This is a genomic window from Peribacillus sp. NPDC076916, from assembly GCF_050269675.1.
Classification (GTDB): Bacteria; Bacillota; Bacilli; order Bacillales; family DSM-1321; genus Peribacillus; species Peribacillus aracenensis.
Genome location: NZ_JBNNIU010000002.1, coordinates 91,934 through 117,957, shown reverse-complemented (window position 1 = coordinate 117,957; position 26,024 = coordinate 91,934). Strand labels below are relative to the sequence as shown.

30 protein-coding genes are annotated in these 26,024 nt (G+C 41.2%); 10 read left to right on the top strand and 20 right to left on the bottom strand.

From position 1 onward, the window contains the following. Positions 1-43 precede the first annotated feature (43 nt). Positions 44-193: a 50S ribosomal protein L33 gene (gene rpmG / locus ACQKFG_RS05535; RefSeq protein WP_028391797.1), complete on the bottom strand. Its 150-nt coding sequence runs from the start codon at positions 191-193 to the stop codon at positions 44-46. A 117-nt stretch (positions 194-310) separates the two neighbouring features. Beyond that, on the bottom strand, positions 311-919 hold the full coding sequence (locus ACQKFG_RS05530) for a hypothetical protein (protein ID WP_427556912.1): 609 nt from the start codon (positions 917-919) through the stop codon (positions 311-313). A gap of 417 nt (positions 920-1,336) precedes the next feature. Between ACQKFG_RS05530 and ACQKFG_RS05525 the strand changes: the two genes are divergently transcribed. Then, positions 1,337-1,717 (top strand): hypothetical protein, encoded by a 381-nt coding sequence (locus ACQKFG_RS05525; protein WP_427556909.1) that lies wholly within the window; start codon positions 1,337-1,339, stop codon positions 1,715-1,717. A gap of 2 nt (positions 1,718-1,719) precedes the next feature. After that, the gene (locus tag ACQKFG_RS05520) at positions 1,720-2,172 is read left to right on the top strand and encodes a hypothetical protein (RefSeq protein ID WP_427556906.1); all 453 of its coding nucleotides are present in this window, start codon (positions 1,720-1,722) and stop codon (positions 2,170-2,172) included. A gap of 69 nt (positions 2,173-2,241) precedes the next feature. On the opposite strand, the gene phoU is transcribed toward ACQKFG_RS05520, so the two are convergent. From phoU to ACQKFG_RS05470, 10 genes are all read right to left on the bottom strand, one after another. Next, on the bottom strand, positions 2,242-2,895 hold the full coding sequence (gene phoU / locus ACQKFG_RS05515) for a phosphate signaling complex protein PhoU (protein WP_192205541.1): 654 nt from the start codon (positions 2,893-2,895) through the stop codon (positions 2,242-2,244). A gap of 20 nt (positions 2,896-2,915) precedes the next feature. Further along, a complete protein-coding gene (pstB, locus tag ACQKFG_RS05510; protein ID WP_228467711.1) occupies positions 2,916-3,671 on the bottom strand; it encodes a phosphate ABC transporter ATP-binding protein PstB in 756 nt (251 codons plus the stop codon). An 87-nt stretch (positions 3,672-3,758) separates the two neighbouring features. Continuing rightward, on the bottom strand, positions 3,759-4,637 hold the full coding sequence (gene pstA, locus ACQKFG_RS05505) for a phosphate ABC transporter permease PstA (RefSeq protein WP_427556902.1): 879 nt from the start codon (positions 4,635-4,637) through the stop codon (positions 3,759-3,761). 3 nt (positions 4,638-4,640) lie between these two features. After that, positions 4,641-5,540 (bottom strand): phosphate ABC transporter permease subunit PstC, encoded by a 900-nt coding sequence (pstC, locus tag ACQKFG_RS05500; RefSeq protein WP_349728551.1) that lies wholly within the window; start codon positions 5,538-5,540, stop codon positions 4,641-4,643. Between the two features lie 138 nt (positions 5,541-5,678). Next, the gene (locus tag ACQKFG_RS05495; protein WP_349727980.1) at positions 5,679-6,641 is read right to left on the bottom strand and encodes a PstS family phosphate ABC transporter substrate-binding protein; all 963 of its coding nucleotides are present in this window, start codon (positions 6,639-6,641) and stop codon (positions 5,679-5,681) included. Positions 6,642-6,848: 207 nt separating this feature from the next. Next, positions 6,849-9,023: a peptidoglycan D,D-transpeptidase FtsI family protein gene (locus tag ACQKFG_RS05490; RefSeq protein WP_427556899.1), complete on the bottom strand. Its 2,175-nt coding sequence runs from the start codon at positions 9,021-9,023 to the stop codon at positions 6,849-6,851. A 193-nt stretch (positions 9,024-9,216) separates the two neighbouring features. Beyond that, a complete protein-coding gene (locus ACQKFG_RS05485) occupies positions 9,217-10,437 on the bottom strand; it encodes an MFS transporter (RefSeq protein ID WP_427556896.1) in 1,221 nt (406 codons plus the stop codon). A gap of 325 nt (positions 10,438-10,762) precedes the next feature. Next, a complete protein-coding gene (locus ACQKFG_RS05480) occupies positions 10,763-10,945 on the bottom strand; it encodes a hypothetical protein (RefSeq protein ID WP_427556893.1) in 183 nt (60 codons plus the stop codon). Positions 10,946-11,057: 112 nt separating this feature from the next. Beyond that, the gene (gene sodA, locus ACQKFG_RS05475; RefSeq protein WP_034308436.1) at positions 11,058-11,666 is read right to left on the bottom strand and encodes a superoxide dismutase SodA; all 609 of its coding nucleotides are present in this window, start codon (positions 11,664-11,666) and stop codon (positions 11,058-11,060) included. Between the two features lie 143 nt (positions 11,667-11,809). Continuing rightward, positions 11,810-12,295: a DUF456 domain-containing protein gene (locus ACQKFG_RS05470; protein ID WP_098369794.1), complete on the bottom strand. Its 486-nt coding sequence runs from the start codon at positions 12,293-12,295 to the stop codon at positions 11,810-11,812. 161 nt (positions 12,296-12,456) lie between these two features. Here ACQKFG_RS05470 and ACQKFG_RS05465 point away from each other — a divergent pair, with 161 nt between their 5' ends. The 4 genes from ACQKFG_RS05465 to ispG all read left to right on the top strand — a co-directional run bounded on the left by ACQKFG_RS05465 (position 12,457) and on the right by ispG (position 15,485). Then, positions 12,457-13,224, top strand: a complete 768-nt coding sequence (locus ACQKFG_RS05465) for a DUF1189 domain-containing protein (protein WP_427556891.1) — start codon at positions 12,457-12,459, stop codon at positions 13,222-13,224. 353 nt (positions 13,225-13,577) lie between these two features. Next, positions 13,578-13,712, top strand: coding sequence for an anti-repressor SinI family protein (locus ACQKFG_RS05460; protein ID WP_349727975.1), 135 nt, complete (start codon positions 13,578-13,580; stop codon positions 13,710-13,712). 121 nt (positions 13,713-13,833) lie between these two features. Next, positions 13,834-14,166: a LysM peptidoglycan-binding domain-containing protein gene (locus tag ACQKFG_RS05455; RefSeq protein WP_192205555.1), complete on the top strand. Its 333-nt coding sequence runs from the start codon at positions 13,834-13,836 to the stop codon at positions 14,164-14,166. A 212-nt stretch (positions 14,167-14,378) separates the two neighbouring features. After that, positions 14,379-15,485 (top strand): flavodoxin-dependent (E)-4-hydroxy-3-methylbut-2-enyl-diphosphate synthase, encoded by a 1,107-nt coding sequence (ispG, locus tag ACQKFG_RS05450; protein ID WP_228467712.1) that lies wholly within the window; start codon positions 14,379-14,381, stop codon positions 15,483-15,485. 92 nt (positions 15,486-15,577) lie between these two features. Here ispG and ACQKFG_RS05445 read toward each other — a convergent pair whose 3' ends face one another. After that, positions 15,578-16,048 (bottom strand): DUF4190 domain-containing protein, encoded by a 471-nt coding sequence (locus ACQKFG_RS05445; RefSeq protein ID WP_228467466.1) that lies wholly within the window; start codon positions 16,046-16,048, stop codon positions 15,578-15,580. Between the two features lie 167 nt (positions 16,049-16,215). Between ACQKFG_RS05445 and ACQKFG_RS05440 the strand changes: the two genes are divergently transcribed. Further along, on the top strand, positions 16,216-16,800 hold the full coding sequence (locus ACQKFG_RS05440) for a 5' nucleotidase, NT5C type (RefSeq protein ID WP_342614163.1): 585 nt from the start codon (positions 16,216-16,218) through the stop codon (positions 16,798-16,800). Positions 16,801-16,836: 36 nt separating this feature from the next. Here ACQKFG_RS05440 and ACQKFG_RS05435 read toward each other — a convergent pair whose 3' ends face one another. From ACQKFG_RS05435 to ACQKFG_RS05425, 3 genes are read right to left on the bottom strand one after another with little or no spacing between them, the layout of a single operon-like run. Beyond that, positions 16,837-17,262 (bottom strand): Fur family transcriptional regulator, encoded by a 426-nt coding sequence (locus ACQKFG_RS05435; protein WP_427556886.1) that lies wholly within the window; start codon positions 17,260-17,262, stop codon positions 16,837-16,839. A 15-nt stretch (positions 17,263-17,277) separates the two neighbouring features. Further along, positions 17,278-18,111 (bottom strand): metal ABC transporter permease, encoded by an 834-nt coding sequence (locus ACQKFG_RS05430; RefSeq protein ID WP_034308452.1) that lies wholly within the window; start codon positions 18,109-18,111, stop codon positions 17,278-17,280. 21 nt (positions 18,112-18,132) lie between these two features. Continuing rightward, complete coding sequence (locus ACQKFG_RS05425; RefSeq protein ID WP_427556883.1) at positions 18,133-18,897, bottom strand: metal ABC transporter ATP-binding protein; 765 nt, start codon at positions 18,895-18,897, stop codon at positions 18,133-18,135. A gap of 214 nt (positions 18,898-19,111) precedes the next feature. On the opposite strand from ACQKFG_RS05425, the gene ACQKFG_RS05420 reads away from it, so the two are divergent. Continuing rightward, positions 19,112-19,372: a DUF2624 family protein gene (locus ACQKFG_RS05420; RefSeq protein WP_192205565.1), complete on the top strand. Its 261-nt coding sequence runs from the start codon at positions 19,112-19,114 to the stop codon at positions 19,370-19,372. Positions 19,373-19,470: 98 nt separating this feature from the next. Here the strand turns inward: ACQKFG_RS05420 and ACQKFG_RS05415 are convergent, their stop codons facing one another. After that, positions 19,471-20,367, bottom strand: coding sequence for a deoxyribonuclease IV (locus ACQKFG_RS05415; protein ID WP_427556880.1), 897 nt, complete (start codon positions 20,365-20,367; stop codon positions 19,471-19,473). 12 nt (positions 20,368-20,379) lie between these two features. Next, positions 20,380-21,693: a DEAD/DEAH box helicase gene (locus ACQKFG_RS05410; RefSeq protein ID WP_342614164.1), complete on the bottom strand. Its 1,314-nt coding sequence runs from the start codon at positions 21,691-21,693 to the stop codon at positions 20,380-20,382. Between the two features lie 522 nt (positions 21,694-22,215). Here ACQKFG_RS05410 and vrrA point away from each other — a divergent pair. Continuing rightward, on the top strand, positions 22,216-22,902 hold the full coding sequence (vrrA, locus tag ACQKFG_RS05405; RefSeq protein ID WP_427556876.1) for a VrrA/YqfQ family protein: 687 nt from the start codon (positions 22,216-22,218) through the stop codon (positions 22,900-22,902). A gap of 126 nt (positions 22,903-23,028) precedes the next feature. Further along, complete coding sequence (locus ACQKFG_RS05400) at positions 23,029-23,973, top strand: 4-hydroxy-3-methylbut-2-enyl diphosphate reductase (protein ID WP_427556873.1); 945 nt, start codon at positions 23,029-23,031, stop codon at positions 23,971-23,973. A gap of 47 nt (positions 23,974-24,020) precedes the next feature. Here ACQKFG_RS05400 and ACQKFG_RS05395 read toward each other — a convergent pair whose 3' ends face one another. Both ACQKFG_RS05395 and ACQKFG_RS05390 read right to left on the bottom strand, forming a co-directional pair. Further along, the gene (locus tag ACQKFG_RS05395) at positions 24,021-25,139 is read right to left on the bottom strand and encodes a Nif3-like dinuclear metal center hexameric protein (RefSeq protein WP_427556870.1); all 1,119 of its coding nucleotides are present in this window, start codon (positions 25,137-25,139) and stop codon (positions 24,021-24,023) included. Beyond that, the gene (locus tag ACQKFG_RS05390) at positions 25,136-25,843 is read right to left on the bottom strand and encodes a tRNA (adenine(22)-N(1))-methyltransferase (RefSeq protein WP_427556867.1); all 708 of its coding nucleotides are present in this window, start codon (positions 25,841-25,843) and stop codon (positions 25,136-25,138) included. The genes ACQKFG_RS05395 and ACQKFG_RS05390 overlap by 4 nt, the downstream gene beginning before the upstream one ends. Between the last annotated feature and the right edge of the window lie 181 nt (positions 25,844-26,024).

The window sequence follows — 26,024 nt, the reverse complement described above, 5'->3', positions numbered from 1 at the left end:
CTTAAAAAAATGCATAAAAAAACAACAGGAAAAATCCTGTTGCTTACTTTGTTTCACGGTGAGTCGTGCTGCGTTTTTCTCTTGAGCAGTATTTTTTAAGCTCAAGACGGTCTGGATTGTTACGTTTATTTTTTTTAGAAATATAGTTACGGTCTCCACATTCAGTGCAAGCTAATGTAATATTCACGCGCATTGTGTATTTCCCTCCAAACATATTGACATTTTCACATAGGACTTTTCTATAATATCATTATTCAATGCGAATTGCTAGTATGTTTTTCGGGAAATCCAACATTACTTTTTCGTATTCTTAATTGTTTACGTTTTGCATCGTCAGGAGGAGTTGATTATTTATAACTTTCGCTTCTTCTTTCGTATCAGCATGAATGACCCAAGCCACAGCTTCCACACATTCTTTCGGTAAGATTTCCGTTTCTAGCGTAAACACACTGGTAACTTCCCCTTTGGCGAGCGGTGAATAAGCCAGAAGACCTTCTTTCAATGATTTGAAGCATCCCTCTTGATAAAGGCTTCCCTTACCTTGGATGCAATATTGAGAGATGCTTTTTCCTTTCACCAATCCACCCAATAAGGCAATCGATTGAGGGGCTACATGTAAAATCGCCCGTTCATTCGGACTGTAAAAGGCTACTGCCTGCCTTTCGAAAGCGTTTTCATAGTGAAAAAACACTTTAGGGCGCTTAGTCTCGAATGAGGTATTCCTAATCGTGAACTTCGAAAAGGTCACCTTCCCCTGGGTATATGTTTGTGAAAGTGTCCGGATCTCTCCATTAGGATGACTCATCATATCTTCCTCAGGATACCAATCAAAACTCTCATCCATCCATAGTCCAACCTTTAGTCCCTTGCGAAATATATCCTGGTTATCCTGCGGCATATACGCGAATAGCGAATTCATAATAATCATCCCTTCCCCTTTATTTATCCTTATATAACTTATCGTTAGGCGCTGACAGTGAAACAATCCACTATAGAATCTGCACACCATTTTCTTATAGGTCAAACGTTTTTTAACTATTCATAATATTTTGTTTTTTCGATTTATTCTATCTTTATGTTAGCACTGAATTGGCTTATGGACAATAAACACTTTTTGTCGAATTTTATGTATGTTATCTCTCAAAGGTTTTTTTTCCCATTTTGATACCTATTTTTTTTTCTTCAACGACGGTCATAAGGCTTTTCGACAATATTATTTAAAAAACAGACAATAAATGAAGTATAAGGCCCACTTAGAATAGGAATATCTCCATTTTTTTAAAAATATGTGTAAAATATAAGTATATTGTCGAAATTTATCATCTGAGGTGAAAACATGGAAACACTTATCATCCTTCTTTTTTCATTAGCGATCGTCCTTCTCATCATCTCCTTTTTCGGTAAAGATAAAGTTGCCAAATTAGAAGAAGATTTAGAACAGATGACACTAACGTATATGCAGGATATCTATCAATTAAAGATGAAGGTGAAGATTCTTGAAGAGGAATTCGTTATCCAGGACGACATTGTTCCCCCTGTAAAGGATAAATCACCTGTCAATCCCAACGATATCGAACCCATTCATGAAATTCTAAAAAGCCAGGTTCTGTCTTTATATAGTCAAGGTCTTTCTTTGGACCAGATCGCTAGACAATCCTCGTTGACGAAGCAACAAACCATATCAGTGATCGAGCAGCAAAGAGTGCGGGGTGAATGAAAATGAACAAAGCAAAACTGCAAGGTCTTTCCGCCGGTATCATTTTTACCACAACAATCTTTGCCGGCTTTTATTATGGCACCGGATTATCCGCAGGCACTCCCACTACTGCTGAGGAAGCTAAGGAATTGCTCGTGAAGAAGGGATTCGTAGTTACACTTCCTATGGAGGAAGCTACAAAGACCGTCCAACCAAAGGATCCGGATAAGGATTCAATGGAGAAAGAGGCTTCGAAAAAAGAGCCTTCCATCGTCTCCTATACAATTAAAGTGAAAACGAATATGACCACAACCGAAATTGCCGATAGCCTTTACAAAGAAAAAATCATCGATGATGCTGCTGAATTCGAAGCTTACATGAATGACCGGGATTTCTCAAAAAAAATACAAATCGGCGAGTTTGTTGTTACTAATAATATGTCATATAGACAATTGTCCAATACTTTGACCCATTAATGAATAAGAGAGACTTTTAAATGGACGATGTCCGAGAAAAAGCCTCTCTTTTCCTAAGTTTAGGATGGTTCATTCATTCCTGCTGATATATCTGCCTCTTACCAGGAAGTAAATATTCTCTGCGATATTCGTTGTATGGTCCGCTGTCCTTTCCAAATATCGGGCAATTAAGGAAAGCTGTGTAACCTGCTGCAGGTTTTTTTCATCTGAAAGACGAAGGAGACTTCGAATCATATCTCCATAAAAGCGATCAACCTCATCATCCATTTCAATGATTTCCCTTGAAAGGACAACATCTTCCTTCTCGAATGCTTCTATTGAAAGTTGAATCATCTTTAATGTAATATCATGCATCTGCTTTAAAGGGGTTAAAGGCAAAATGAATGGCTGGTCACCGATCCGGATGGATGCCTTAGCGATATTCACACCAAAGTCCGCCATCCTTTCAATATCCGAGGCGATTTTTATGGCAGCAATGATGCGCCTTAAATCAATCGCAACCGGCTGCTGCTTAGCAATCAGTAAAATCGCAAAGTCATTGATTTCCTCTTCCAGTAAATCAGCTATTGTATCATCATCGATAACTTCAAGAGCATCATCTACATTATTGTTTTCTAGTGCGGCATATGATTTCGATATGGCACCTGAAGCTAAATTAGCCAATTTCACGATTTTCTCCTGTAGCTCTTTCAATTGAAGCTCGAAATTTTCACGAACGATCATTATCGCATCTCCCTTTCTCTTTAACCGAAGCGCCCGGTAATGTAATCTTCTGTTCTTTTATCATTCGGATTAGAGAAGATGGTGTTTGTATCAGAATATTCGATGACTTCCCCATTTAAGAAGAAGGCCGTTCTATCAGAAATACGTGCAGCCTGCTGCATGTTATGGGTAACGATGATGATGCTGAAATCCTTTTTCAGTTCTTGGACCAATTCTTCTATTTTCAAAGTGGATATCGGATCAAGGGCAGAAGTCGGTTCATCCATTAAAATGACATCCGGTTCGATTGCCAAACATCTGGCAATACAAAGGCGCTGTTGCTGTCCACCTGAAAGTCCATATGCATTTTCATGCAGACGGTCTTTCACTTCATCCCAAATGGCTGCCCCTTTTAAACTCTTTTCAACGATCTCATCAAGAATTTTTTTATTTTTAATTCCATGGATCTTTGGTCCGTATACAACATTTTCATAAATTGATTTAGGGAAGGGATTAGGCTTTTGGAATACCATCCCCACCTGTGTCCTTAAATCTTCCACCTTATAGGACTGATCGAGGATATTTTTATTCCTATATTTAATCTGTCCTGTCGTTTTCACATCCGGGACTAGTTCTATCATACGGTTCAATGTTTTGATGTATGTGGATTTCCCACATCCTGAAGGCCCGATGATGGCGGTCACTTCATTTTGATGCATATCCAGATTAATATTTTTCAAAGCATGGTTTTCTCCATACCATAAATTGAGATTGGATGTTTCATACACCTTTTCCATCAAGGCAGCTGATCCGGCATTTTCGATCCCGATTGCCGGTGACTCTTTTTCTCTCGTTAAGGTCATATTCACGCTTCCTTCCTCCTATCAGTATCTTTTCTGGAATTTATTTCGAATTATAACCGCTATTGAATTCATGATTATTAACAGGATGAGTAGTACGATGATTCCCGCGGCAGCAACCTGCTGGAATTCCTCCTGCGGACGAGATGTCCAATTATAGATTTGCATTGGCAGCACTGTAAATGTATCCATGACCGATTGTGGCAGAAAGGCGATGAACATTGGTATGCCAACCACCACCAATGGCGCCGTTTCACCGATTGCCCGTGACAAAGCAAGTATTCCTCCAGTTAAAATGCCAGGTATCGCAGCCGGAAGGACCACTTTCAATATGGTTTGCCACTTTGTTGCACCCATTCCGAATGAAGCTTCTCTTAAATCACGAGGTACGGCACGTATGGCCTCTTGGGCAGCTACTATGATGACCGGGAGAACGAGCAGGCTCATGGTCAAGCCTGCTGCCAATATGGACCGGTCCAAGGCTAGAGCACGAACGAAAACCGTTAAGCCCAGCAGTCCAAATACAATTGAGGGGACACCTGCCAGATTGGAAATATTCACTTTGATAAAAGTGGTGATCCAATTCTTCTTGGCATATTCCTCTAAATAAATGGCCGTTCCAACACCAAGCAGCAGGGAAACTGGAGCCACGACTATCATCAACCATATTGAACCGATCAGTGCTGCTTTTATACCAGCCTCTTCAGGTTTCCTGGAAGCGAAATTCTGAAGGAAATCCCCATTCAGACTGCCAATTCCTTGAGTGAATATCCGATAAAATAAGATGGCCAATACGAGGAGGCCAACCAATGTTGCCAAGAAGAATAATCCTTTAAAAATCGTGTTAACAGCCAGCCTAGCTGGCATTTTTTTTGCAACATGACTTTTGTTTATCAGTTTCATGTCTTAATATTCCTCCCTGAACTTGCGAGAGATGAACTGCGCCAGTAAATTCATGACAAGCGTAAAGACGAACAGTGTCATTCCAACCGCATATATGCTGTAGTAAATCGTTGTCCCGTATCCTGCATCCCCTGAACTGACCTGAACGATATAAGCGGTCATCGTTTGAATCGATGAAGTGACATCCATGCTCATATTCGGAGTCGAGCCGCCGGCAACACTCACAATCATGGTTTCCCCGATCGCTCTTGATAAAGCAAGGACGATGGATGCCACAATTCCTGAAATGGCTGCTGGCAATACCACTTTAATTGTCGTTTCAAGTTTCGTTGCTCCTAAAGCATACGCACCTTCACGAATCGACTTAGGTACCGATACAAGGGCATCTTCCGACAATGAGGCTATCATCGGCATGATCATGATACCTACAACGATCCCGGGACTCAAGGCATTGAACATGTCAAGGGAAGGAAATAAATCGCGCAAAACCGGTGTTACGAAAGTTAAGGCAAAAAAACCGTAAACGATAGTAGGAATCCCAGCTAAAACTTCTAAAATCGGCTTAATGATTCTCCGTGTTTTCTCTGATGCATATTCACTCAAGAAAATGGCTGTTGCAAGCCCAACTGGAACTGCAACCACCGCTGCTATGATTGTTATCTTCAATGTTCCCACGATAAGGGGCATAATCCCATAGGAAGGTGTAGATGCAAATGGCAGCCATTTAGCTTCTGTAAAAAATTCGACGATCGATACTTTGTCAAAAAAGATAAATGTTTCAAATATAAGCGTCAAGATGATCCCGATTGTAGTAAAAACGGAAATTGCCGCCGTAAGGAACAAAAGCTTAGGTATTACTTTTTCCATATTTATTTTTTTCTTACTTTTCTTTTCCAGGATCATTTGCTGTACAGAATAGGTTTCTGTTTTTCTAAGTTCCAACTTGCATCCTCCATTTCAGACACGCAATATTTGGATTTACAAGCTGTTACCCCCGCCTTAATCGAATCAAGGCGGGATTTCAGTAGCCTGTAATATCGTTTATTTTTCCAGTTCTTTTAATTTATCAAGATCTTTCTGGTATTCTTCTTCCGGCAGGCTGATATAACCCACTTCTTCAGCAAGCTCTCCTGCATTTTCAATGACGAATTGAGTATAATCTGCGACTTGTTCCTTTTCAGCTACAGACTTATTAGCTACATATGTGAAAAGTGGACGTGATAATGGTGCATACTCCCCACTTTTGATCGTTTCATGTGTTGGCTCAACAGCGCCTTTGCCATTATCGATGGAAATGATCTTTAACTTATCCTTATTTTCTGCATAGTAGGCATAACCGAAGAATCCAATCGCATTTTTATCACCTTCAACACCTTGTACAAGGACATTATCATCTTCTGAAAGCGTAGCATTTTCCACCATCGGTTTTTCTTCAAGGATTACTTCATTGAAATAATCATATGTGCCTGAATCTGTTCCCGGAGAGTAGAATTTAATTTCTTCCTTCGGCCATTCAGGGCGTATATCAGACCATTTCTTCACCTTTCCATTATCCACCCACAGTTTTTGAAGCTCTTCGACTGTTAGTGAATCGATGAATTCATTATCTTTATTGGCGACGATTGAAATCCCGTCAAATGCCAGTTTCAATTCTGTATATTTAACTCCCTTTTCATCAAGTAAGGCACTTTCCTCTTCTTTGACCGGACGGGATGCATTGGCCAGGTCGGTATCACCAGCGATGAATTTCTTGAATCCCCCACCTGTTCCTGACGATCCTACTGAAACCTTCACATCAGGCTGTGTACCCATATATTCTTCGGCAACTGCCTCCATGATTGGAAAGACCGTTGAAGAACCATCCGTAATAACTTCTCCCTGCAGTTGGCTAGATCCTTTTCCTTCACCGCTGCTTGTCTTAGTGTCATCGGATCCACAACCTGCCGCTACTGCAATTACTCCACCCATCATTACAGTCATTGCCATACCTTTGAAACGTCTCATTTGTAAATCCCCCTAAGAATTTTTTTATGATTATTTTGTCCTACTCTCATATCATACTTTCAGACTGTAAATTCCGTTTAAAGCATTTGTAAATATTCAGTAAATAATTGTGTTTTATTTGTAAAGACGAAAAAACTGCACTGATCTCGTTCTCAAAACACAAAAAAAACACGTTTTCGGTTTTACCCAAAAACGTGTTTTAACCTTTTATTCATTTTCTTGGCTTTTCCTAACTTCAGCCTGATCCTTTTGAACGTCTTTACCATTCTCCACTTTCAAATCAGTCGAGGTTTCTGTATTTTCCTTATCCTTTTTAGCCCGTTCTTTTTTCAGTTCGAAATAAGTATCCATAATTTCTTCACCTATCTCTTTACTCATGCTGTGGCCTGTATGTCCTTGGTATGCCCACGGTACAACGACCGCAAAAGCGACCTCCGGATTTTTGGCTGGGGCATAGCCAACAAGCGTGATGTTCATCGTTTCTTGGGGCTCGCTATAATCCAACCGGTTCGGGCCGTCATAGAATGCTTCCGCCGTTCCGGTTTTAGCTGCAACTGTATACGATTTATTCCCAAAATACTTATAAGCCGTTCCGCCTTGTTCCATCGCCACTTTATCGAAACCGCTCTGAACACGTTCAATCCACTCTTCCTTCATATCAAGACGATTAAGGACAGTCGGTGAAACGTCTTCGGCAACAGGTCCCAATTCCTCATTATTATCAACTGGATCGCGGATTTCCTTGACCATATGTGGCTTCATGCGGTTACCGCCATTCGCAATGGTTGAAACATATTGCACGAGCTGCATCGGTGTGTACGTATCATACTGTCCGATAGCAAGGTCAAGCAGCTTACCTGGAGATGTTTCGGAGCCTTTGAACCCGCTCATTTCATTCGGGAGATCAATCCCCGTGCGGACACCCAAGCCAAACTGGGCAAATGAATTCCGCATGGTCGAAAAGGCGCTTGAACTAATATTCAATGGCTCATTCGGCACATAATGCGCACCTGCAATATTAATTGCCGTTCTGAACATATAAACGTTCGAAGAAACCTTCAATGCTGTCAAATCATTTATGTTTCCGAAGTTACTATACGAACCTTTGGCCGGTGTACCTTTGATTTTCAACTTCGTATCATAAAAGTACGTACCCGGCTGGATCGCACCTTGCTGATAACCGGTTAGAACGGTAGCACCTTTAACCGCAGAACCCATCGTATAGGAAGTCGTGATATTTCCTAATGCGAAGTCCTCAATCGAGGATTTCCCCGTTTTTGGGTCCTTCTCATATTTCTTGCCAGCCATCGTTAATACTTCCCCTGTATCGGGATCCATCATGACGACAAAGGCCCTGTCCAAGAATTTCGTGTTACCCATTCTTTTCTTGGCGATCAATTGCTTTTCAATGATTTCCTCTGTTGCAAGCTGTAAATCCATATCAACGGTCAATATTAGATCTTTTCCTCGCGAACCTTCGGTAACCACTTCGGAATCGACGACATTTCCTGATTTATCGGTCACATTCCTTACTTTCGCTTTCTGACCTTGGAGGATATCTTCATATTGCGCCTCAATATAACTCTTACCTACACGGTCATTCCGGCTGTAATCACGTGCAAGGTAGTAGTTCAGGCTTTCACTGGGCAACCCTTCTTCAGATGAAGAAACTTTACCCAATACAGATTTAAGTGTTTTATTATATGTATAAAAACGATCCCAATCTGTAGATATATCGACCCCTGGGAGAGAATCAAGGTTTTCACTCACCTTGGCGAATTCTTCTTTTGTTACTTTCTTGTTTTTCACAATTTGCGGGGTAAGGGCATATCCGCTTGCAAATTCCCTGTAGATGGCAAGGACTTCCAGATCTTTTTCCGAAAGCTTTGTTTCTTCATCAGTAATCCGTTCAATCTGAAGCTTATACAAATCACTTTCTTCCATCTCGCCCTCTTCCACTTTTTTCCGTTCTTTATCCGTTATCTTTTTCTCGGCCAGCTTTGGATTTTTTAAAATCCAAAAATCCTTTTTATCGCGCTCAGTCACTTTGTCTGTTTCCTTTTCGATCAACTTCGCGAGTTTCTCGGCCGTTTCCACCATTTCGGTTTGTTTCGTACCTTGCTTTCGTGTATATGTAATTGCATCCAGTGGTTGGTTATCGACCATCAATTTTAAATTCCGGTCATACATTTTCCCACGGGGCACCGAATTATTCACGGTCACTTCCTCTGTTCTTTCAATCTCACGCCGGTAATCATCACCATAAACAATCTGTACAACACCCAAGCGTAAAATTAAAGCGGAAAACAAAACAAACACTAAAAAGAAAAGAATATTCAATCTGAAAGGCACATGCGTCTTTTTCTTTTTCTTTTTATTCACACTAAGCCACACATCCTTTTTACATAGTCATAATAGGTCCTATACTATTCTATAGAACATTTATATTTTTTTCTACCTTAGTGTTCTAGAAATATTAAACAACTAACGAACTTTACATAAAAAGTGACTTACGGCTCATAAATCTTAAAACCGTAAGTCATGTATATTGAAAAGAGGCCGCTAAGGCCTCTTTTCAATCTTGGTCAATGATATCGATTTTCCGTACAAACCAATATATCACGGTATGCCCTGCACCGGCGATTAACAGATAAATCGGCAGTAATTGCTTTAGGTCGAATAACATGACGGAAATTATGAATCCTGATATGGATACAATCCTTCCAATATGAACGAACAGTTCCCTGACAACGATATATTCAATCCTCATTTCCGCTGCTTTCCAAGCGCGGCCTATAATGTCATAAGTCAATGATATATAAGGGACCAAAAGAATTGGATAAGCGGTAGCGACAATTGCCCCATAAATGAGAAGCTTCCCGAATGTGATATCAAATGCAATCAATAAGACCCCTGCATACAACAGGATTCCTCCAATAAGAATTGCTTTTTTTCGCATCGGCTGTTTTATATACCGTGAAGCTAAAAAATACGCAACGAATGATATGGCCGAATTTAACAGTCCATAGCTCCCTAATGCAAGTTCACTTTCCGTCTGAATGAAAACGATAATCGAAATGATGAACATGAATGTGCCCTCCCGTATCCCTTGAAAAAAGTGAGCACGAGTAATCAAGAGCCAATTCCGATTATTTTTCCGTTCCTGCAATATCCGAAGGAAACAGTATCTGCCATGCGCTGGACGTCTTTTTAACGAAAAGCTAAGAAACACCGCAACGGAAAACAAAAGTAAAGACAATCCGAATACAATGGAATAACCCGTGAATTTTTCTAGCCTCGAAATGATGAACCCTGAAAGAATCGGACCGACCATTCCCCCAAATGATGATAGAATCCCTAAAAAACCATTGAAGAAATCTCTTGTTTCCGGTTCAGTTATCTCAAAAGTCAATACATTATAGGCAAGCCAATAAAACCCATAACCAATTCCTAACAGTCCGCCAAGCAACCAAAGGAATTCTGTAGCCCGTGTGCCGACCAATAGGACTGATAAATAAAATAGGGCCAAAAAAATAACACCCAGACGCAAAACAATGATTCGATCAACCTTTTTCGCCAGCCTGCCAGCAAAGACAAAAGTCAGCGGTTGAAATAGCACCACGGTTAGATTATACACGGCAATATCAACAATTTGACCGGATTGTTTCCACAAGTACACATTAACGAATGTATTGGATAAAGCAATACTTAGGCTGTACAGTCCGCCAATAAACAAAAGGAGGTGCAGATCCTTCTTCCCTCCCGCTTCACCCAACCATCTCTCTAAAATACCCATTGTTTTAACTCTCCTTTAAATTCCACTCTAGTGTTTGAAAAAACAAAAGAATTTATGTAAAAAAAGGTAAAGAAAACTCTTCGATTGGCGAAGACAGAGAAGTAGTTGCCCTTACACTGTTTTCCTTTTGAACTTGAACAATAAGAACAGTGTAAAGAAAACTCTTCGATTGGCGAGCTAGGATAGCAAAGACGAAGGGGATGTTCATGAATTTGGAGTGATTACTCGTGAATTCGGGGCTTTTCCTCGTGAGTTTTGAGCGTTTACTCGTGATTTTGAAGATTTTACTCGTGAATTTCGAGATTTCACTCAGGAATTGGAGTGTTTACCCGTGATTTTGTACGTTACTCGTGAATTCGGGGCTTTTACTCGTAAATTGCGGGCGTTTACTCGTGATTTTTGAGTGTTTACTCGTGATTTTGAAGATTTTACTCGTGAATTTGTGCGTTTCTCTTAAATTCGCAGCGTTTACTCCTGCATTTCTTTCACTCTTTTGGCGAAACAGCAATACGAGTTGCCTTTATATTATTTTCCTTTAATGTTCCCGTTCGGATAAAAGAAACGAAAAAAAAGACAGGATTCCTTTTCACATAAGGAATCCTGTCTTTTTTAATTACAAATTATTTTGCAGCACTGTAACGTTTTGCAACTTCATCCCAGTTTACAACATTCCAGAAAGAATTGATGTATTCAGGACGGCGGTTTTGGTAGTTTAAGTAGTAAGCATGTTCCCAAACGTCCAATCCAAGAAGCGGTGTTTTACCTTCTGATAATGGATTGTCTTGGTTCGGTGTACTAGTTACTTCCAACTCGCCATTGTTGACTGCAAGCCAAGCCCAGCCAGATCCAAAACGAGTAGTAGCCGCTTTAGCGAACTCTTCTTTAAAGCTGTCAAAGCTTCCGAATTTTGAAGTGATAGCATCCGCTAATTCACCAGTTGGTTGTCCGCCACCGTTTGGTGAAAGGATTTCCCAGAATAAAGTGTGGTTAGCATGTCCGCCACCATTGTTGCGTACAGCTGTACGAACAGCTTCAGGTACTGCATCAAGGTTAGCGACGATTTCTTCAACGCTTTTGCTTAGAAGTTCTTGGTTGCCTTCTAGCGCATTGTTCAGGTTTGTCACATATGTGTTGTGATGTTTAGTGTGGTGAATGTTCATTGTTTCTTTGTCGATGTGCGGTTCTAATGCATCATATGCATACGGTAATTGTGGAAGTTCAAAAGCCATAATAAAATTCCTCCCTATGTAAGCTGTTTTTTTGAGGGCTTCAGTTCTCGAAAGATACCTAAAGCTCGCTAGCAATAGAGTATCAAATTTTTGTAACCGTTTCAAACCTTATGCCTCAAATTTTCATTTTTCGATTATATTTCCTATGAGAAAACCACGAATATAAAATATCCAATCATCAGAAGTTGAATGATGCCTTTTGTGATTACGCTGCTTATAAAGCCTACAACGGAACCAAGGCCGATTTTTGAAGCAGTAACCGGGTCTTTTTTATGTACAATTATCTCAGCCAGGAATGCCCCGATGAAAGGACCTATTAGTATTCCGACGAACGGAATCACGAATGGCCCGACCAGAAGCCCTATCGTACTTCCCCAAATCCCCGCTTTCGTGCCGCCATACTTTTTGACCCCGACCATATTCGCAATATAATCAGCTGCGAATAAAAGGATGACGAATAAAATTTGGACCGTCCAGAAAAACCAGCCAAATGGTTCAAAAGAATAAAATAGTCCATATAACAATATTCCGCCGAAAATGAACAAAACACTTGGGATGATTGGAAAAATCAGACCGACAAATCCCATTATGAACATGAGGGTAATTATTATCCAAAATAGTGTATCCATAACTAAACGCCCCTTTCTAAATCATTTATGATTTGACTTTATCTCTCCATAATTACCTCATTACTGATGATTGAAACCAATGAAGCGGAATACAGGTTGTTTTATTTTTCCGATATAGTTAAAATTGGTTAGGAATCTTATATAGTTAGGTGCTGAAAACATTGAACATATTCAAACAACTTTGGGTAAGCTTATATTCTCCTAAAGATATCGCTTCCTTTCAAAACCAAGGTATCGGGAAAACGATTTTATTCGTTTTCTTTATAAGTCTCATCGCCTTTCTCCCTTCAGCTTTTTATTTCGGTACAATGGTAGCTGACGGGATAGATGCCATGCATGAAACAGTATCCGAAGACTTACCGCCATTTGAAATCAAAAATGGCATGTTGACGACTGAAAAAGATGAGCCATTTAGCCTGAATAAAAACGGATATCAAATTTTTGTAGATGGCACGGGAACCTTGACCCCGGAAGATGTAGCTGCAAAAGCTGATGAGGCTGTTGCGCTTTTAAAGTCTGATCTGGTTTTCGTATCCGGAGGCAACGTGCAATCCTCTCCATATTCAGTTCTGGAGGGAGATAATCAGGAAATATCCACTTGGCTTGATTCAGTGGAATCTGTGCTGCCGATCATCCTTCCATTGCTTCTACTTATATTATACCTGTTTACTACTAGCGGAATCTTCATTAAAGTGACAATCCTTGCCGCTTTCGGTCTTTTTTTCAAAAATGCTCTTGGCCGTCCTCTTTCCTATAGGCATCTTTGGAGAATCGCTGCATACAGCATAACGCTTGCCACCGTATTCTTCACCATCATGGATGCTTTTCAAGCAATTGTACCATTCGCTTCCATCATTAGTTGGTTTGTGACATTGATGATGTTATATTTATCCATTAAAGAAACATCAGCCAATAAGATCGGAAAATGAATTAAAAAGATCCGAACTCATACTGTAGGCAAACTTGATTCTCATCCGGTTTGCCTACAGTCTTTATGCGTTTGTAAAATTCGAACGTTGATTGGAACGTAGGACACTGACTTTCTGCTGGCGGTTCTCTTTGCTCCTGAGGGTTCTATCAACTTGTTAAATTTAGATAGAACCCATTAGCCTCCAAACCAAGATCCGACGCACCTGGTCCGGATCTTTTTGCTCGTGTATAAAATCAATTAATCCGTGCCTTTCCCTCATATGACTACAGTAATCATTTTTTATATCTACTTAATTCGACAAAATACTCACCAAGTTATTCCTATACTTATGGTTGAAATAGTATTAAAGAGGTGATAGACGTGAAGGAGAGTCATATTGATGTACAGTGGTTGTTACTCATAATGGAGGCAAAAAAGATCGGCCTGACCCTAAAGGAAATTCGCTCCTTTCTTAGTACACATTCAAATATTAAGGATGTTCCTTAACCAAAATAGAAAATATGATTGGTCAATCCCACATTCCATTAAAAAAAACGCCCATTTTTAGGCATATTTTTTGTTCTCTCCAAGTATGATGAATTAAAGACAAGCTTGGGAGGATGGAAAATTGAAACGGCTACTGCTTTTTATCTCATTCTGTTTCACTTTATTCATTATTTATTTTGATTTGACTACGGGTACCCTGCCGGCTTCCCATCCACCGGCCTCTACAGGCGAACCGGCCGTGCCGGCCAGCCAGCCAGCATCCGCACCATCTGCCGCTTATAAAGAAATCACCATGAAACCCGGGGATACCTTACTCTCCATTGTTGAAACGGAAAAAGACGGATCCAATCAGCCAATCGAAACGATCATCGCTGACTTTCAAAGTTTGAATGAAGGATTGAAACCCGAAAATATGCAGATTGGCAAAACATATAAGATACCCGTTTATAAATAACTGTCAAAAGGGGTCTGAGCCTTCACAAGAACCATTAAAGTGGATTTCCAAGCACCAGGTATATCCTGAAATAGGAAATATCTCATATTGAAAAAAGATTATGAGTCCTATTTCCTTGTCAAGCGGTATGTACATTGATACAATATTTCAGAGAAGCAAATTAAAAATCAAAACTGATTTTTTCCTAAAGGAGAGAATTCCACTTGAGTGAAATCATACATCGCACCAAGACGCGGCCAATTAAAGTCGGAAACTTAACGATTGGCGGCAATAATGAAGTTATCGTACAAAGCATGACAACGACAAAAACACATGATGTTGAAGCAACGGTTGCAGAAATCCTTCGTCTTGAAGAAGCCGGATGTCAAATCGTACGTGTCGCCTGTCCGGATGAAAGGGCAGCTGATGCAATCTCTGAGATAAAAAAACGGATAAACATCCCTCTAGTAGTCGATATTCATTTCGATTACAAACTTGCTCTGAAGGCCATTGAAGGCGGAGCGGATAAAATCAGGATAAATCCTGGTAACATCGGACGCCGTGAAAAGGTTGAAGCAGTCGTGAAAGCTGCAAAGGCTAAAGGAATCCCAATCCGAATCGGGGTAAATGCTGGTTCTCTCGAGAAGAAAATCATCGAGAAATATGGCTTCCCGACTGCTGATGGAATGGTGGAAAGTGCTTTACACCATATCAAGATCCTGGAAGACCTCGATTTTCATGACATTATCGTTTCCATGAAAGCTTCCGATGTCAATTTAGCCATCGAAGCATATGAAAAAGCTTCAAAAGCATTCGATTATCCTTTACATCTTGGAATTACGGAATCAGGAACACTGTTCTCCGGGACCGTAAAAAGCGCTGCCGGACTAGGTGCCATCCTAAGTCAAGGAATCGGGAGCACGATGCGTGTTTCCTTAAGTGCCGACCCTGTCGAAGAGGTGAAGGTGGCAAGGGAGCTTCTAAAAGTATTTGGCCTTGCGTCTAACATGGCCACTTTAATTTCCTGCCCTACTTGCGGCCGAATCGAGATTGATTTGATTTCCATCGCCAATGAAGTTGAAGAGTACATCCAGACGATTAAAGCACCAATCAAGGTATCAGTGCTTGGTTGTGCGGTAAACGGCCCTGGAGAAGCCCGTGAGGCTGATATCGGCATTGCCGGGGCCCGAGGTGAAGGTTTACTGTTTAGAAAAGGTCAAATCGTACGTAAAGTGCCTGAAGAGACGATGGTCGAGGAACTGAAAAAGGAAATTGACAAAATCGCTGAAGAGTACTATGAAAAACAAAGAGCCGAAGCTGCAGCTACACTAAATAAATAAACCAAAAAAATCCCGAATTTTCATGATCGGGATTTTTTTGTTTTATTTGAAAAACCCTTTGATGCATAATGACATCAAAGGGTTTAATGATGCTAAAAGAACGGCAGGATGAATATAGCAACGATGATAGAGACTGCACCTATGCCGATGGCCCAGGTACCCAGGTTCGATCCACGGCTTCTGGCCACTATTCCTACAATGATACCTACAATCCCTAAAATGAAAGGCATCATGAATAACGATAAAATGGAGATGATCAATGATATGACACCAATCGCTTTTCCTCTTGATGCCACATCCCCCGAACCATTATCCTCTGCAGGTTCATCTTTTCTATATGACCCGATTCGCTGAGGTGGTGTTGAAATTTCGGCAGACGTTTCTTCCTGATACCGGTTATCCATATTCGTTATGGACCCACGACTCTCATATCGCCTGTCATCTTCAGGTGCATCTTCATTATAATACCGTTCATGATGCTGATCATCCACAACGGTTGGTTCACTGCCCTCTTTCGCCAATTGCATTTCATCGTCGATACTGGAGTATTGATCTTTTTCCATTCGCGCATCCCTCACTTTCGTTTGTGAAGCATTTATAGTGTATGTAAAAATTACAGGAACCATCGTGAAAATGGTTTCATGTCTTGGAAATAAATATGGGTTTTTCCCAAAGCTCTGAGGGGATATGTTACACTATTACAAGTATTGAAAATGAGGAGAGATTCATCATGAAAAAACGTTTTGGCATCGATATAGACGGGACTGTCACAAGACCTGATTCCATGGTCCCCTTTTTAAATAAAGCTTTTCAGCTGAATTTAGCTTATGAAGACATTACCGAATATGACTTATTCCCTTTCGTGAATGTTCCAAAAGAGGATTTCACTAAATGGTTCATTGAGACCGAGCCACTCATCTATTCCGAATCATTATTGGCTGAGGGTGCGAAAGATGTATTGGAAAAATGGACAGAACAAGCCAACCTTTACTTCATCAGTGCCCGGAGCACCCGTCTATTGGATGTAACGAAGGATTGGTTCTCGACTAATCAAGTCCTATATGATCATATAGAACTTGTAGGTTCACATGACAAGATTGCTGCAGCCAAAAAATTCGAAGTCGAACTCTTTTTAGAGGACAAGCACGATAACGCAGTGGCGATTTCAGAAGAGTGTAAAATACCCGTAATTTTATTTAATACCCCCTACAACCAAGATCCCGTGCCTGAAAGGGTGATTCGGGTCAACAATTGGCAAGAAGCCTCAGCCTGGGTAAATAATTGGATGTCAGGGAAAGTGGCGAGTATAAAATGAGACAAGAAAAAACCATTGACTGGAGGTCAATGGTTTTTATACTTCCAAAGATACGCTACATGCGGGACAGCGTCCGTAAATTTCAAATTTATGCCCCGAAACATCGTAGTCCTTCAAGCTTTCCTGAAGTTCCTGCATCGGGCACAGTTCGATTTCTTTCGTTTTTCCACAATTCAAACAGATGAAATGGTGATGGTGGGAAGAATGACCGCATGTAAAACGAAAACGCTTTTCCCCTTCCAACTCGGTCGCTTCAAAAATGCCAAGTTCGACAAATAAGGAAAGGTTCCTGTAAATCGTATCGAAGCTTAATCCTGGATAATCCTGCTTCATATTCTCCAATACATCTTTGGCCGTTAAATATTTATCACTGGAAGAGAAAAGCTGAAGCATTTCTTCCCTCTTTCCTGTATGCTTAAAACCATTATCCTTTAAAAGTTGCATGGCAGTAGTTACGTTCAAAATACATCACCCCATCTATCGATTTTTCCACTTATCAAACAAAATTGACAAGATGAGAATTAGTACAGCTATTATTACAATGGTCCCACCAGGAGCGAGGTCAAGGTTGTATGATAAGAATAATCCGCCAATGACAGAAACTTCACCGAATAATACCGAATAACCGATCATCTGCTTAAAGCCCTTCGCAAAGCGGAGGCTAGCTGCTACCGGGAGCGTCATGAGTGAAGAAACAAGTAATATGCCAATGATTTTCATGGAAGCCGCAATGACCAATGCGACCATGACAATGAAAATAAAATGTATCGCTTTATACGGTATTCCAGATGCTTTGGCATGCTCTTCGTCAAAAGATAACAGAAATAATTCTTTATACAATAAGGTAAGCATCAAGGCTACGACTAACCCCACTGCCAAAATGACATACAGGTCCGCCCGGCTGACGGCGCTGACACTGCCGAATAAATAACCATATAAATCGGTATTGAAACCATCTGCAATGGATATGAAAATGACACTAAGACCCATGCCTCCGGACATGATGATCGGGATTGCAAGCTCTTGGTAATGCTTGTACACCCCTCTTAATTTTTCAATGAATAATGAACCACCTACAGAAAACGCCATTCCAATATAAAGTGGATTCAATCCTGCTAAAGATAAAAAGCTCTTCTGCAGCAATAAACTAAACGCTATACCAGCAAGCGCTACATGACTGAGCGCATCGGAAATCATCGACATCCGCCTTACCACGACAAAAACGCCCACTAATGGCGCAATCGCTCCGATGATGATTCCGGTCAAGAATGCGTTCTGCAAAAATTCAAATTGCAATATCCCCGATATCATTGGGCTATCCTCCAAAACATATTAATGATCATGATTTAAAAATTGGACCCCATGTCCATAAATGGACGAAAGCTCACCTTCATCCAATTCCTTATATTCACGGGCATCCCCATGAAAATGAAGCTTTTTATTCAAGCAGGCGACATGCGTGACTTTATCGGTCACAGTACCAACATCATGTGTTACTAAAATCAGGGTTATTCCTAATTTTTTATTCAACATCTCAAGCATTTCGTAAAATTGATGGACGTTTTTTGAATCAACGCCAACCGTAGGTTCATCCAATATCATCAATTCCGGTTCGCTGACCAGTGAACGGGCAATGAATACCCTTTGCTGTTGGCCTCCGGACAATTCCCCGATATTACGGTTCTGATAATCAAGCATATCCACGGATTCCAGAGCCTTCTTCACCTTTTGCTTATCCTCTTTGCCTGCAAACTTAAACAAGCCAATTTTTTTGGTCAAACCGCTCTGAACCACTTCAAAAACAGTGGCAGGGAATCCTGAGTTGAAGGAATTCGCCTTTTGGGAAACGAACCCGACCTTTTGCCAATCTTTAAAGCGTCGTATGTCTTCCCCGAATATTTGAATTTTCCCCTTTTGGAGCTTAAACAGACCAAGCAACAACTTCAAAAGCGTTGACTTACCGGATCCATTCGGCCCAACGATAGCTAAGAAGGCCCCTCTGGGAATTTCAAGTGAAACATGTTCCAGCACTAGATCTTTTGTATATTTGTAAGATATATCTTCAAATTTAACTATGGGGTTTACTACATTGTCCAAAGAGATCACCTATTTTTTAAGAATCATTACGATTAACAATCGTTAGTATAAATCAAAGAAGTCCAGTTGTAAAGAATCCGGTCTTCTTAACATGTGCCGATACACCCCAAATCACAAAAAAATGTCACCTGAACCAATTTACCGTAACCAAAACGAAGTTTCATGTTCACATCCGTCTACCTCCTTCATATGTTTTAACAAAGGAGGAGATCGTTTGAAATTATTTGAAATGATGGTCAATCATAAAATCAACAATATACGCCCCGGTGAACTGCTTTCCCTTGCTAAACAGCATAAGGTTGCACTCACTCAAAAACAGGCACAGGATATCACTGCACTTCTAGCCGGTAAAAATATTAACATTTTTGATATACGTCAAAGACAGAACGTACTTGGTCAAATTACAAAAGTTGCCGGTGCAAGCACAGCCAGGGAGATAGAAGCCCTCTTCAACAACCTTACTTCCACTTTTTAAAGATCTTAAGCCTGTTGCTATTTGAGCATACTTAATCCCAATGCAAAATGAAAGGACGATTCATCTTCATTTCAATGAATCGTCCTTTTCTATAATGATTATTGTTGGAACCTGATCTTTTCCAATAAATCTTCTTCAAATTGATTATTCTTGAACATATCAATTTCGAATTTATAAGGTGCCCTTTTGTCTTTTTTGTCTTCCCCTACATAAGGTGTTTCCAGGATTTTCGGAACAGTGCTTAATTGAGGATGGTGCACAATATCATTCAACGCCTTAAAGCCGATATGACCAAATCCAATGTTTTCATGGCGGTCCTTACGGGTGCCGCGTTCATTTTTGCTATCGTTTATATGAAGGACCTTGATACGGTCAACACCGACCAATTTATCGAATTCATTCAGTACGCCATCAAAATCCTCGATGATGTTATAACCTGCATCATGAGTATGGCAAGTATCGAAGCATACCGATAATTTTTCATTATGGGTTACACCATCAATGATCATCGCCAGCTCCTCGAAAGACCTGCCACATTCAGAACCTTTACCCGCCATCGTTTCAAGGGCAATCTGAACTTTATCGTCGGCAGTCAGCACTTCATTCAAACCTTGAATGATTCTCTTGATCCCCAGTTCACTGCCTGCACCAACATGAGCACCTGGATGAAGTACGATTTGCCTTGCGCCAATCGCTTCGGTCCGGTCGATTTCGCTGCGTAAAAAGTTGACTCCAAGCTCATATGTGGCTGGATTCGTGGTATTTCCTATATTAATGATATATGGAGCATGGACTACGATATCGCTGATTCCATTCTCCTCCATATGCAGTCTTCCGGCTTCGATATTTAAATCCTCGATTTTTTTACGTCTTGTGTTTTGAGGGGCCCCTGTATAGATCATGAATGTGTTGGAGCCATACGAAGCCGCTTCTTGACTCGCAGCAAGAAGCATACCTTTCCCGCTCATTGAAACATGCGATCCAATCTTCAGCATCTGAATTCTCCCCTATTTCTTTCTCTGTATACGACGTTCGCGTTTTTTAAAGTTTTCCACATCTCGTTGAATTTTCTTCTTGTATCCTGGCTTGACTTTAGTTGGCTTCTTGACGTGCCTGCTCGCTTTAACATCAATATCAGATTTTTGTTTTTTACGGTTTTTTCGTTTATTACGTTCGTCGATATCAACCCAATCACCGTTTTGGATATCGGCATCACGGAACTGAATGCCCATTTTTTCAAGGCGGTTCAATGAATCTTCATCGGAAGTATCGTATATGGAAGTGGCAATTCCTGAATATCCTGCACGAGCGGTCCTACCCGTCCTATGGATATAAAAGTCCAAGTCTGAAGGCAATTCATAGTTAATGATATGACTTACACCTTCAATATCGATTCCACGTGATGCCAGATCTGTCGCAACAATGAATTGATACTCCAAATCATTGATTTGCTTCATCATTTTTTTACGCTCACGAGGCGTTAAATCCCCATGAATACGGCCGACATTCAATCCTTTTTCGCTCAAGGAATTAGCCACATGATCCGCCATTTTCTTTGTGTTCGTGAAAACAATCGCCAAATATGGATTATAACGAACGATGATATCATGAAGTAACTGCTCTTTGTTACGGTGGCGAAGCGGTATAAGAACATGTTCAATTTTCGAAGCTGTCGCCTGCTTGGGATTCACTTGAACATACTTTGGATTCTCCATATATTTATTCAAAAACGGCTTCAATTTTTCTGGAATGGTTGCCGAAAAGACAAGCATTTGAATTTTTTCAGCCATACGTGAAGCAAATAAATCGACATCTTCAATGAATCCCATGTCTAGCATAAGGTCCGCCTCATCGACTACAAGCATTTTAGCTGTATACACCTGTAATGCCTGAGCTTCAACCAAGTCCTTGATCCGGCCCGGCGTACCAATTACCAATTGTGGCTGTGTCTTCAATTTATCTATCATTCGCTGTTTATCAGTGCCACCGATGAAACAACGGACTTGAATCTGCTCATCCTCAGGGAAATGGTCAGCAATTTTCAAAGCTTCTTTGTAGATTTGGTTCGCTAACTCACGGGTTGGTGCGGAAATAATCGCTTGAACCTCATTTTTACCAGCATCAAGCCTGTTCATGATCGGCAGCAAATAGGAATGTGTCTTTCCTGTACCTGTTTGCGACTGGCCAATTAAGCTACTTCCCTTTAAAAGCGACGGAAGCACGCGCTCTTGAATTTCCGTCGGCTTATCGAACCCTAAAGTACGAACCGCATCTAGAATGTAGCTTTTCAAATTAAATCGTTCAAATTGATTTTGTTTCATCAAAAAACTCCTTTATCCTGTCAGTCATTAGACATGTCCTGTTATTATAATAAATTTTACACAAAAAGCGCAAGCGCCTGGGTTGCTCGTGAAGAAAATAGGGATTGCCCCATAAGGCGCTTTTTGCCTTGTGAGGGCAATCTTCTTTTTCACAACGAGCTAGGCGCTGAAGCTGGATTACACAAAAAGCGCAAGCGCCTGGGTTGCTCGTGAAGAAAATAGGGATTGCCCCATAATGGTCAGGCCATCTATTTTTTTCCCTGTGACCCATTTACTTAAATCACAAAAGCGCATGCGCTGAGGTTAGTTCTCTTAAAATGGACTCTTGCAAACGAAAAGCCCCTGTCCTGGTCATAGCGTATCCCCCGCAGACATGGAGCTAAAAAGACTACCGTTACCATCTTACCTTCTTTCCGGTTACTTCACAACTGCCCAGTCACTCTTTCCTCAAACCTTTTTTGCCGAATTGCATAATTTATATAGAAGAGTACATCGCATATAAAAACTGAGGAGGTGAAACCTATGTTCCCAAATAAAAATCGTCAACCCGGACCCGGTTTTCAGCCACCCAATGGCGGAAGGATGCAGCAGCAACCTGCTCCTTTCAGACAGCCACGGCAAATTCCCCATCCTTATCAGCAGATGCAGCGGCCAATGGTCCAAAACAGACAGCAGATGCCACAGGGACCCCAAGGTTTCCGAGGCCCTTTCTCCCAACCGCAGCGGCAGGAAATGCCGCCAGCAAAGAAAGAGGGGCTATTGTCAAAAATACTCGGTAAGTCGAAACAAAAAGGAGCTTCCCCCAATTTGTTTGCGCCAGCCGCTTCCACTAACAAAAGTTCTTCAAGAAGCAGCGGAGGCGGTATTTTAGAAACATTAAAAAACCCCGATTCGCTTAATAATATGCTTTCCAACACGCAAAAAGTGTTGCAGGCCGCGGAACAATTCACGCCCATGGTGGAACAATACGGGCCAGTGATTAAAAATCTGCCTTCCATGTGGAAAGTTTTCAGGAGCATATCATCAGCCGATGAGACCAAGGATGCGGGAGCTACCGTGGCAAGCGAGCCAAAGGTTGAGGAACAAAAAAGCATTGAGGTAAAAACGGATTCGAAGAAAAAAGATAAAGCTAAAGAAGCTAGCCCCATCGCCCAAGTTCGTACCGAAACGAAAAGGGAAAGATCATCCGGACCCAAGCTTTATATATAATGTCTGAAAAAATTTTTCCAATAACTGATTTTATGTAAATATGATGTTTTGTAATATCATCTATGGTCTTATATAATAGAAAGGTATAAAAAGTGGGAGTTTCTTGCCTTGAAGGAGGACACATAGATGAAAGTGATTAAAATTTCCCCGCGCGGCTATTGTTATGGCGTTGTCGATGCCATGGTCATCGCCCGAAATGCGGCTTTAGATAAAACCTTGCCACGTCCCATTTACATTTTAGGAATGATCGTGCATAACAAACATGTGACGGATGCGTTCGAAGATGAAGGCATCATCACGTTGGACGGAAGCAACCGCAACGATATCATCGAACAGGTGGACAGCGGAACAGTCATCTTTACTGCTCACGGCGTTTCACCTGAGATTAGGAAGATCGCTGAGAAAAAAGGGCTCGTGACACTTGATGCAACATGTCCCGATGTTACGGCAACACATGACTTAATTCGGGAAAAACAAGCGGAAGGCTATCAAATCATTTATATAGGCAAAAAAGGCCATCCGGAACCAGAAGGTGCTGTCGGTGTTGCCCCTGATGTCGTTCACCTGGTTCAAAAGGATGAAGACGTGGAAGCCTTGAATTTGAATAGTGATAAGATCATCGTCACCAATCAAACAACGATGAGCCAATGGGATGTTTTGGATATCATGGATAAGGTCAAGGAAAAGTTCCCGCATGCCGAAGTCCATAAGGAAATTTGTTTAGCGACACAGGTTCGCCAAGAAGCGGTTGCCGAGCAAGCTGGCGAAGCTGATGTATTAATCGTTGTCGGAGATCCCAAGAGTAATAATTCAAACCGTCTTGCACAAGTATCCCAAGAGATTGCCGGCACGAGAGCTTATCGAATCGCCGACATTTCCGAGCTGAACCTTGAATGGCTAAAGGATGCAGAAACGGTTGCCGTCACTTCGGGGGCTTCTACACCAACTCCGATCACGAAGGAAGTCATCACATTTCTAGAGCAATATGAAGCAAATGATGAATCGACTTGGAATACCGAAAAGAAAACGCCATTGCATAAGATTTTACCAAAGATTAAAGTGAAGAAATGATTGCACAAAACAAAGGCAGCCACTAAGGGCTGCCTTTTTCGTGTTATTTAAATGAAGCGGAAAGGGTCTGTATTCAGCCGGGATGGAATGAATTCAACATCGTAGTTCTTTTCGCGGCACATTTTTTCAAGGATTCGTGCAACACCTTTTTTCATCACCTTTTCAACATTGTGGCCCGGATCCACAATATTCAATCCAATCATCATCGCGTCATGGGCTGTATGGTAATACATATCACCTGTAACGTAAACATCAGCCCCCTTGAATTTCGCTGTCGTAAAGTATTTATTGCCGTCTCCGCCCAAAACGGCCACTTTTTTTATCGGACTTTGCAAATCTCCAACGACACGCACCTTTTCAACATCGAGAGTCCGCTTCACATGTTCAGAAAATTGTTCGAGTGTCATCTCTTCAGCAAGTACACCAATCTTTCCTAAGCCAAGAGACTCACCTTTGTTCTCCAGTTTATAAATATCGTGAGCAACTTCTTCATATGGATGGGCTTTAATCATCGCAGCTAGCACTTTCTTCTCGATATTTTCCGGGAATATCGTTTCAATCCTCATTTCAGCTACCTCTTCAAGCTTACCTTTAGAGCCAATTACCGGTTCACTGCCTTCACCTGGCAAGAAGCGTCCGGTCCCTTCCCCGGAAAACGAACAATTGCTGTAGTTCCCGATCGCTCCGGCCCCTGCCTTACCTAAGGCTTCCCTCACCTTCTGTTCGTCAGTCTTTGGAACATATACGACCAATTTCTTTAGAGCTGTCTCGTAAGACGGAATCAAAACCTCTGTATCCTGCAATTGTAGCGCTTCGGCAAGTAAATCATTCACTCCGCCCTTAGCAACATCCAAATTGGTATGTGCAGCATAAACAGCGATATCATGTTTGATCAGCTTTTCGATGATTCGGCCTCCAGCTGCGTTTGTATCGATCCGTTTCAATGGTCGGTAAATAAGCGGATGGTGGGCGATGATCAATTCCACTCCGTGTTCTATCGCTTCGTCTACAACCTCTTCCAGCACATCAAGGGCAATCAGCACTTTAGTAACCGGCTTATTGAGCTGCCCGACATGCAGCCCGATTGGATCTCCCTCCATTGCATAATGCTTTGGGGAGAATTGTTCAAACGTTTCAATGATTTCGTGGCCATTCACTGTCTTCACCCTTTAAGCACCTCCTCAATTACTGAAATCTGAGATCTTAATTCATTGCGCTTCGTTTCCAGTCCGCTTCTTCCGCTTTCATCCAATTGTTCGATGATTCTTTCCAAATGTTTTTTCTCAAGCTGCCATTTTTTTATGAAAATGTCACTGAATTGCTCTCTTAAATATGGACCGAAAGTGAGGCCTGCTTGCTTGTTCACCCCATAAGGGCGGAGCGGTTCTCCTTTTTTGGCAATTAAGATCTCGTAGATTTTCCCATCTTCTTCAAGGATTTCCTCTCCACTAAGTTCCCAGCCGTTTTCGATTAGCCAGCTGCGAACATTCGCTGCACCTACATTAGGCTGAAGGATAAGTCTTTCTGCCTTGCCGAGTTTTCTTTTTCCGCTTTCCAATATACTTGATATTAACGTCCCACCCATTCCTGCAATCGTAATGCATGTCGCTTCATCAGGATTCAATACTTCAAGCCCGTCTCCTTTACGGACTTCTATCTTGTCCCCAAGCCCCGTCATTGCCACTTGCTTGCGTGCTGACTGATAGGGACCTTCTACAACCTCACCTGCTATAGCGCTGTCACACAAGCCGTTAGTCACCGCATAGCACGGTAAGTAAGCATGGTCTGAACCTATATCTGCTAGAATGCTTCCTTTTGGTATATGTATGGCTACACGTTCTAATCTCATCGATAGTTTTTCATGATTCATATTTATCAACTCTCTTAATTCAAATAATGTCTTACTATAATAAGTTTCCCATTCGATTATACCAAGTTCAATCGAAAAATTACAGATAGGAGAAATGGGGCCCTTTCTATCAGTTGGCAAAAGAAATCTTCCATCTGGAATCTCCCTTTTCCGAAAAATGAAAAACTGACTCAAAGAGCTC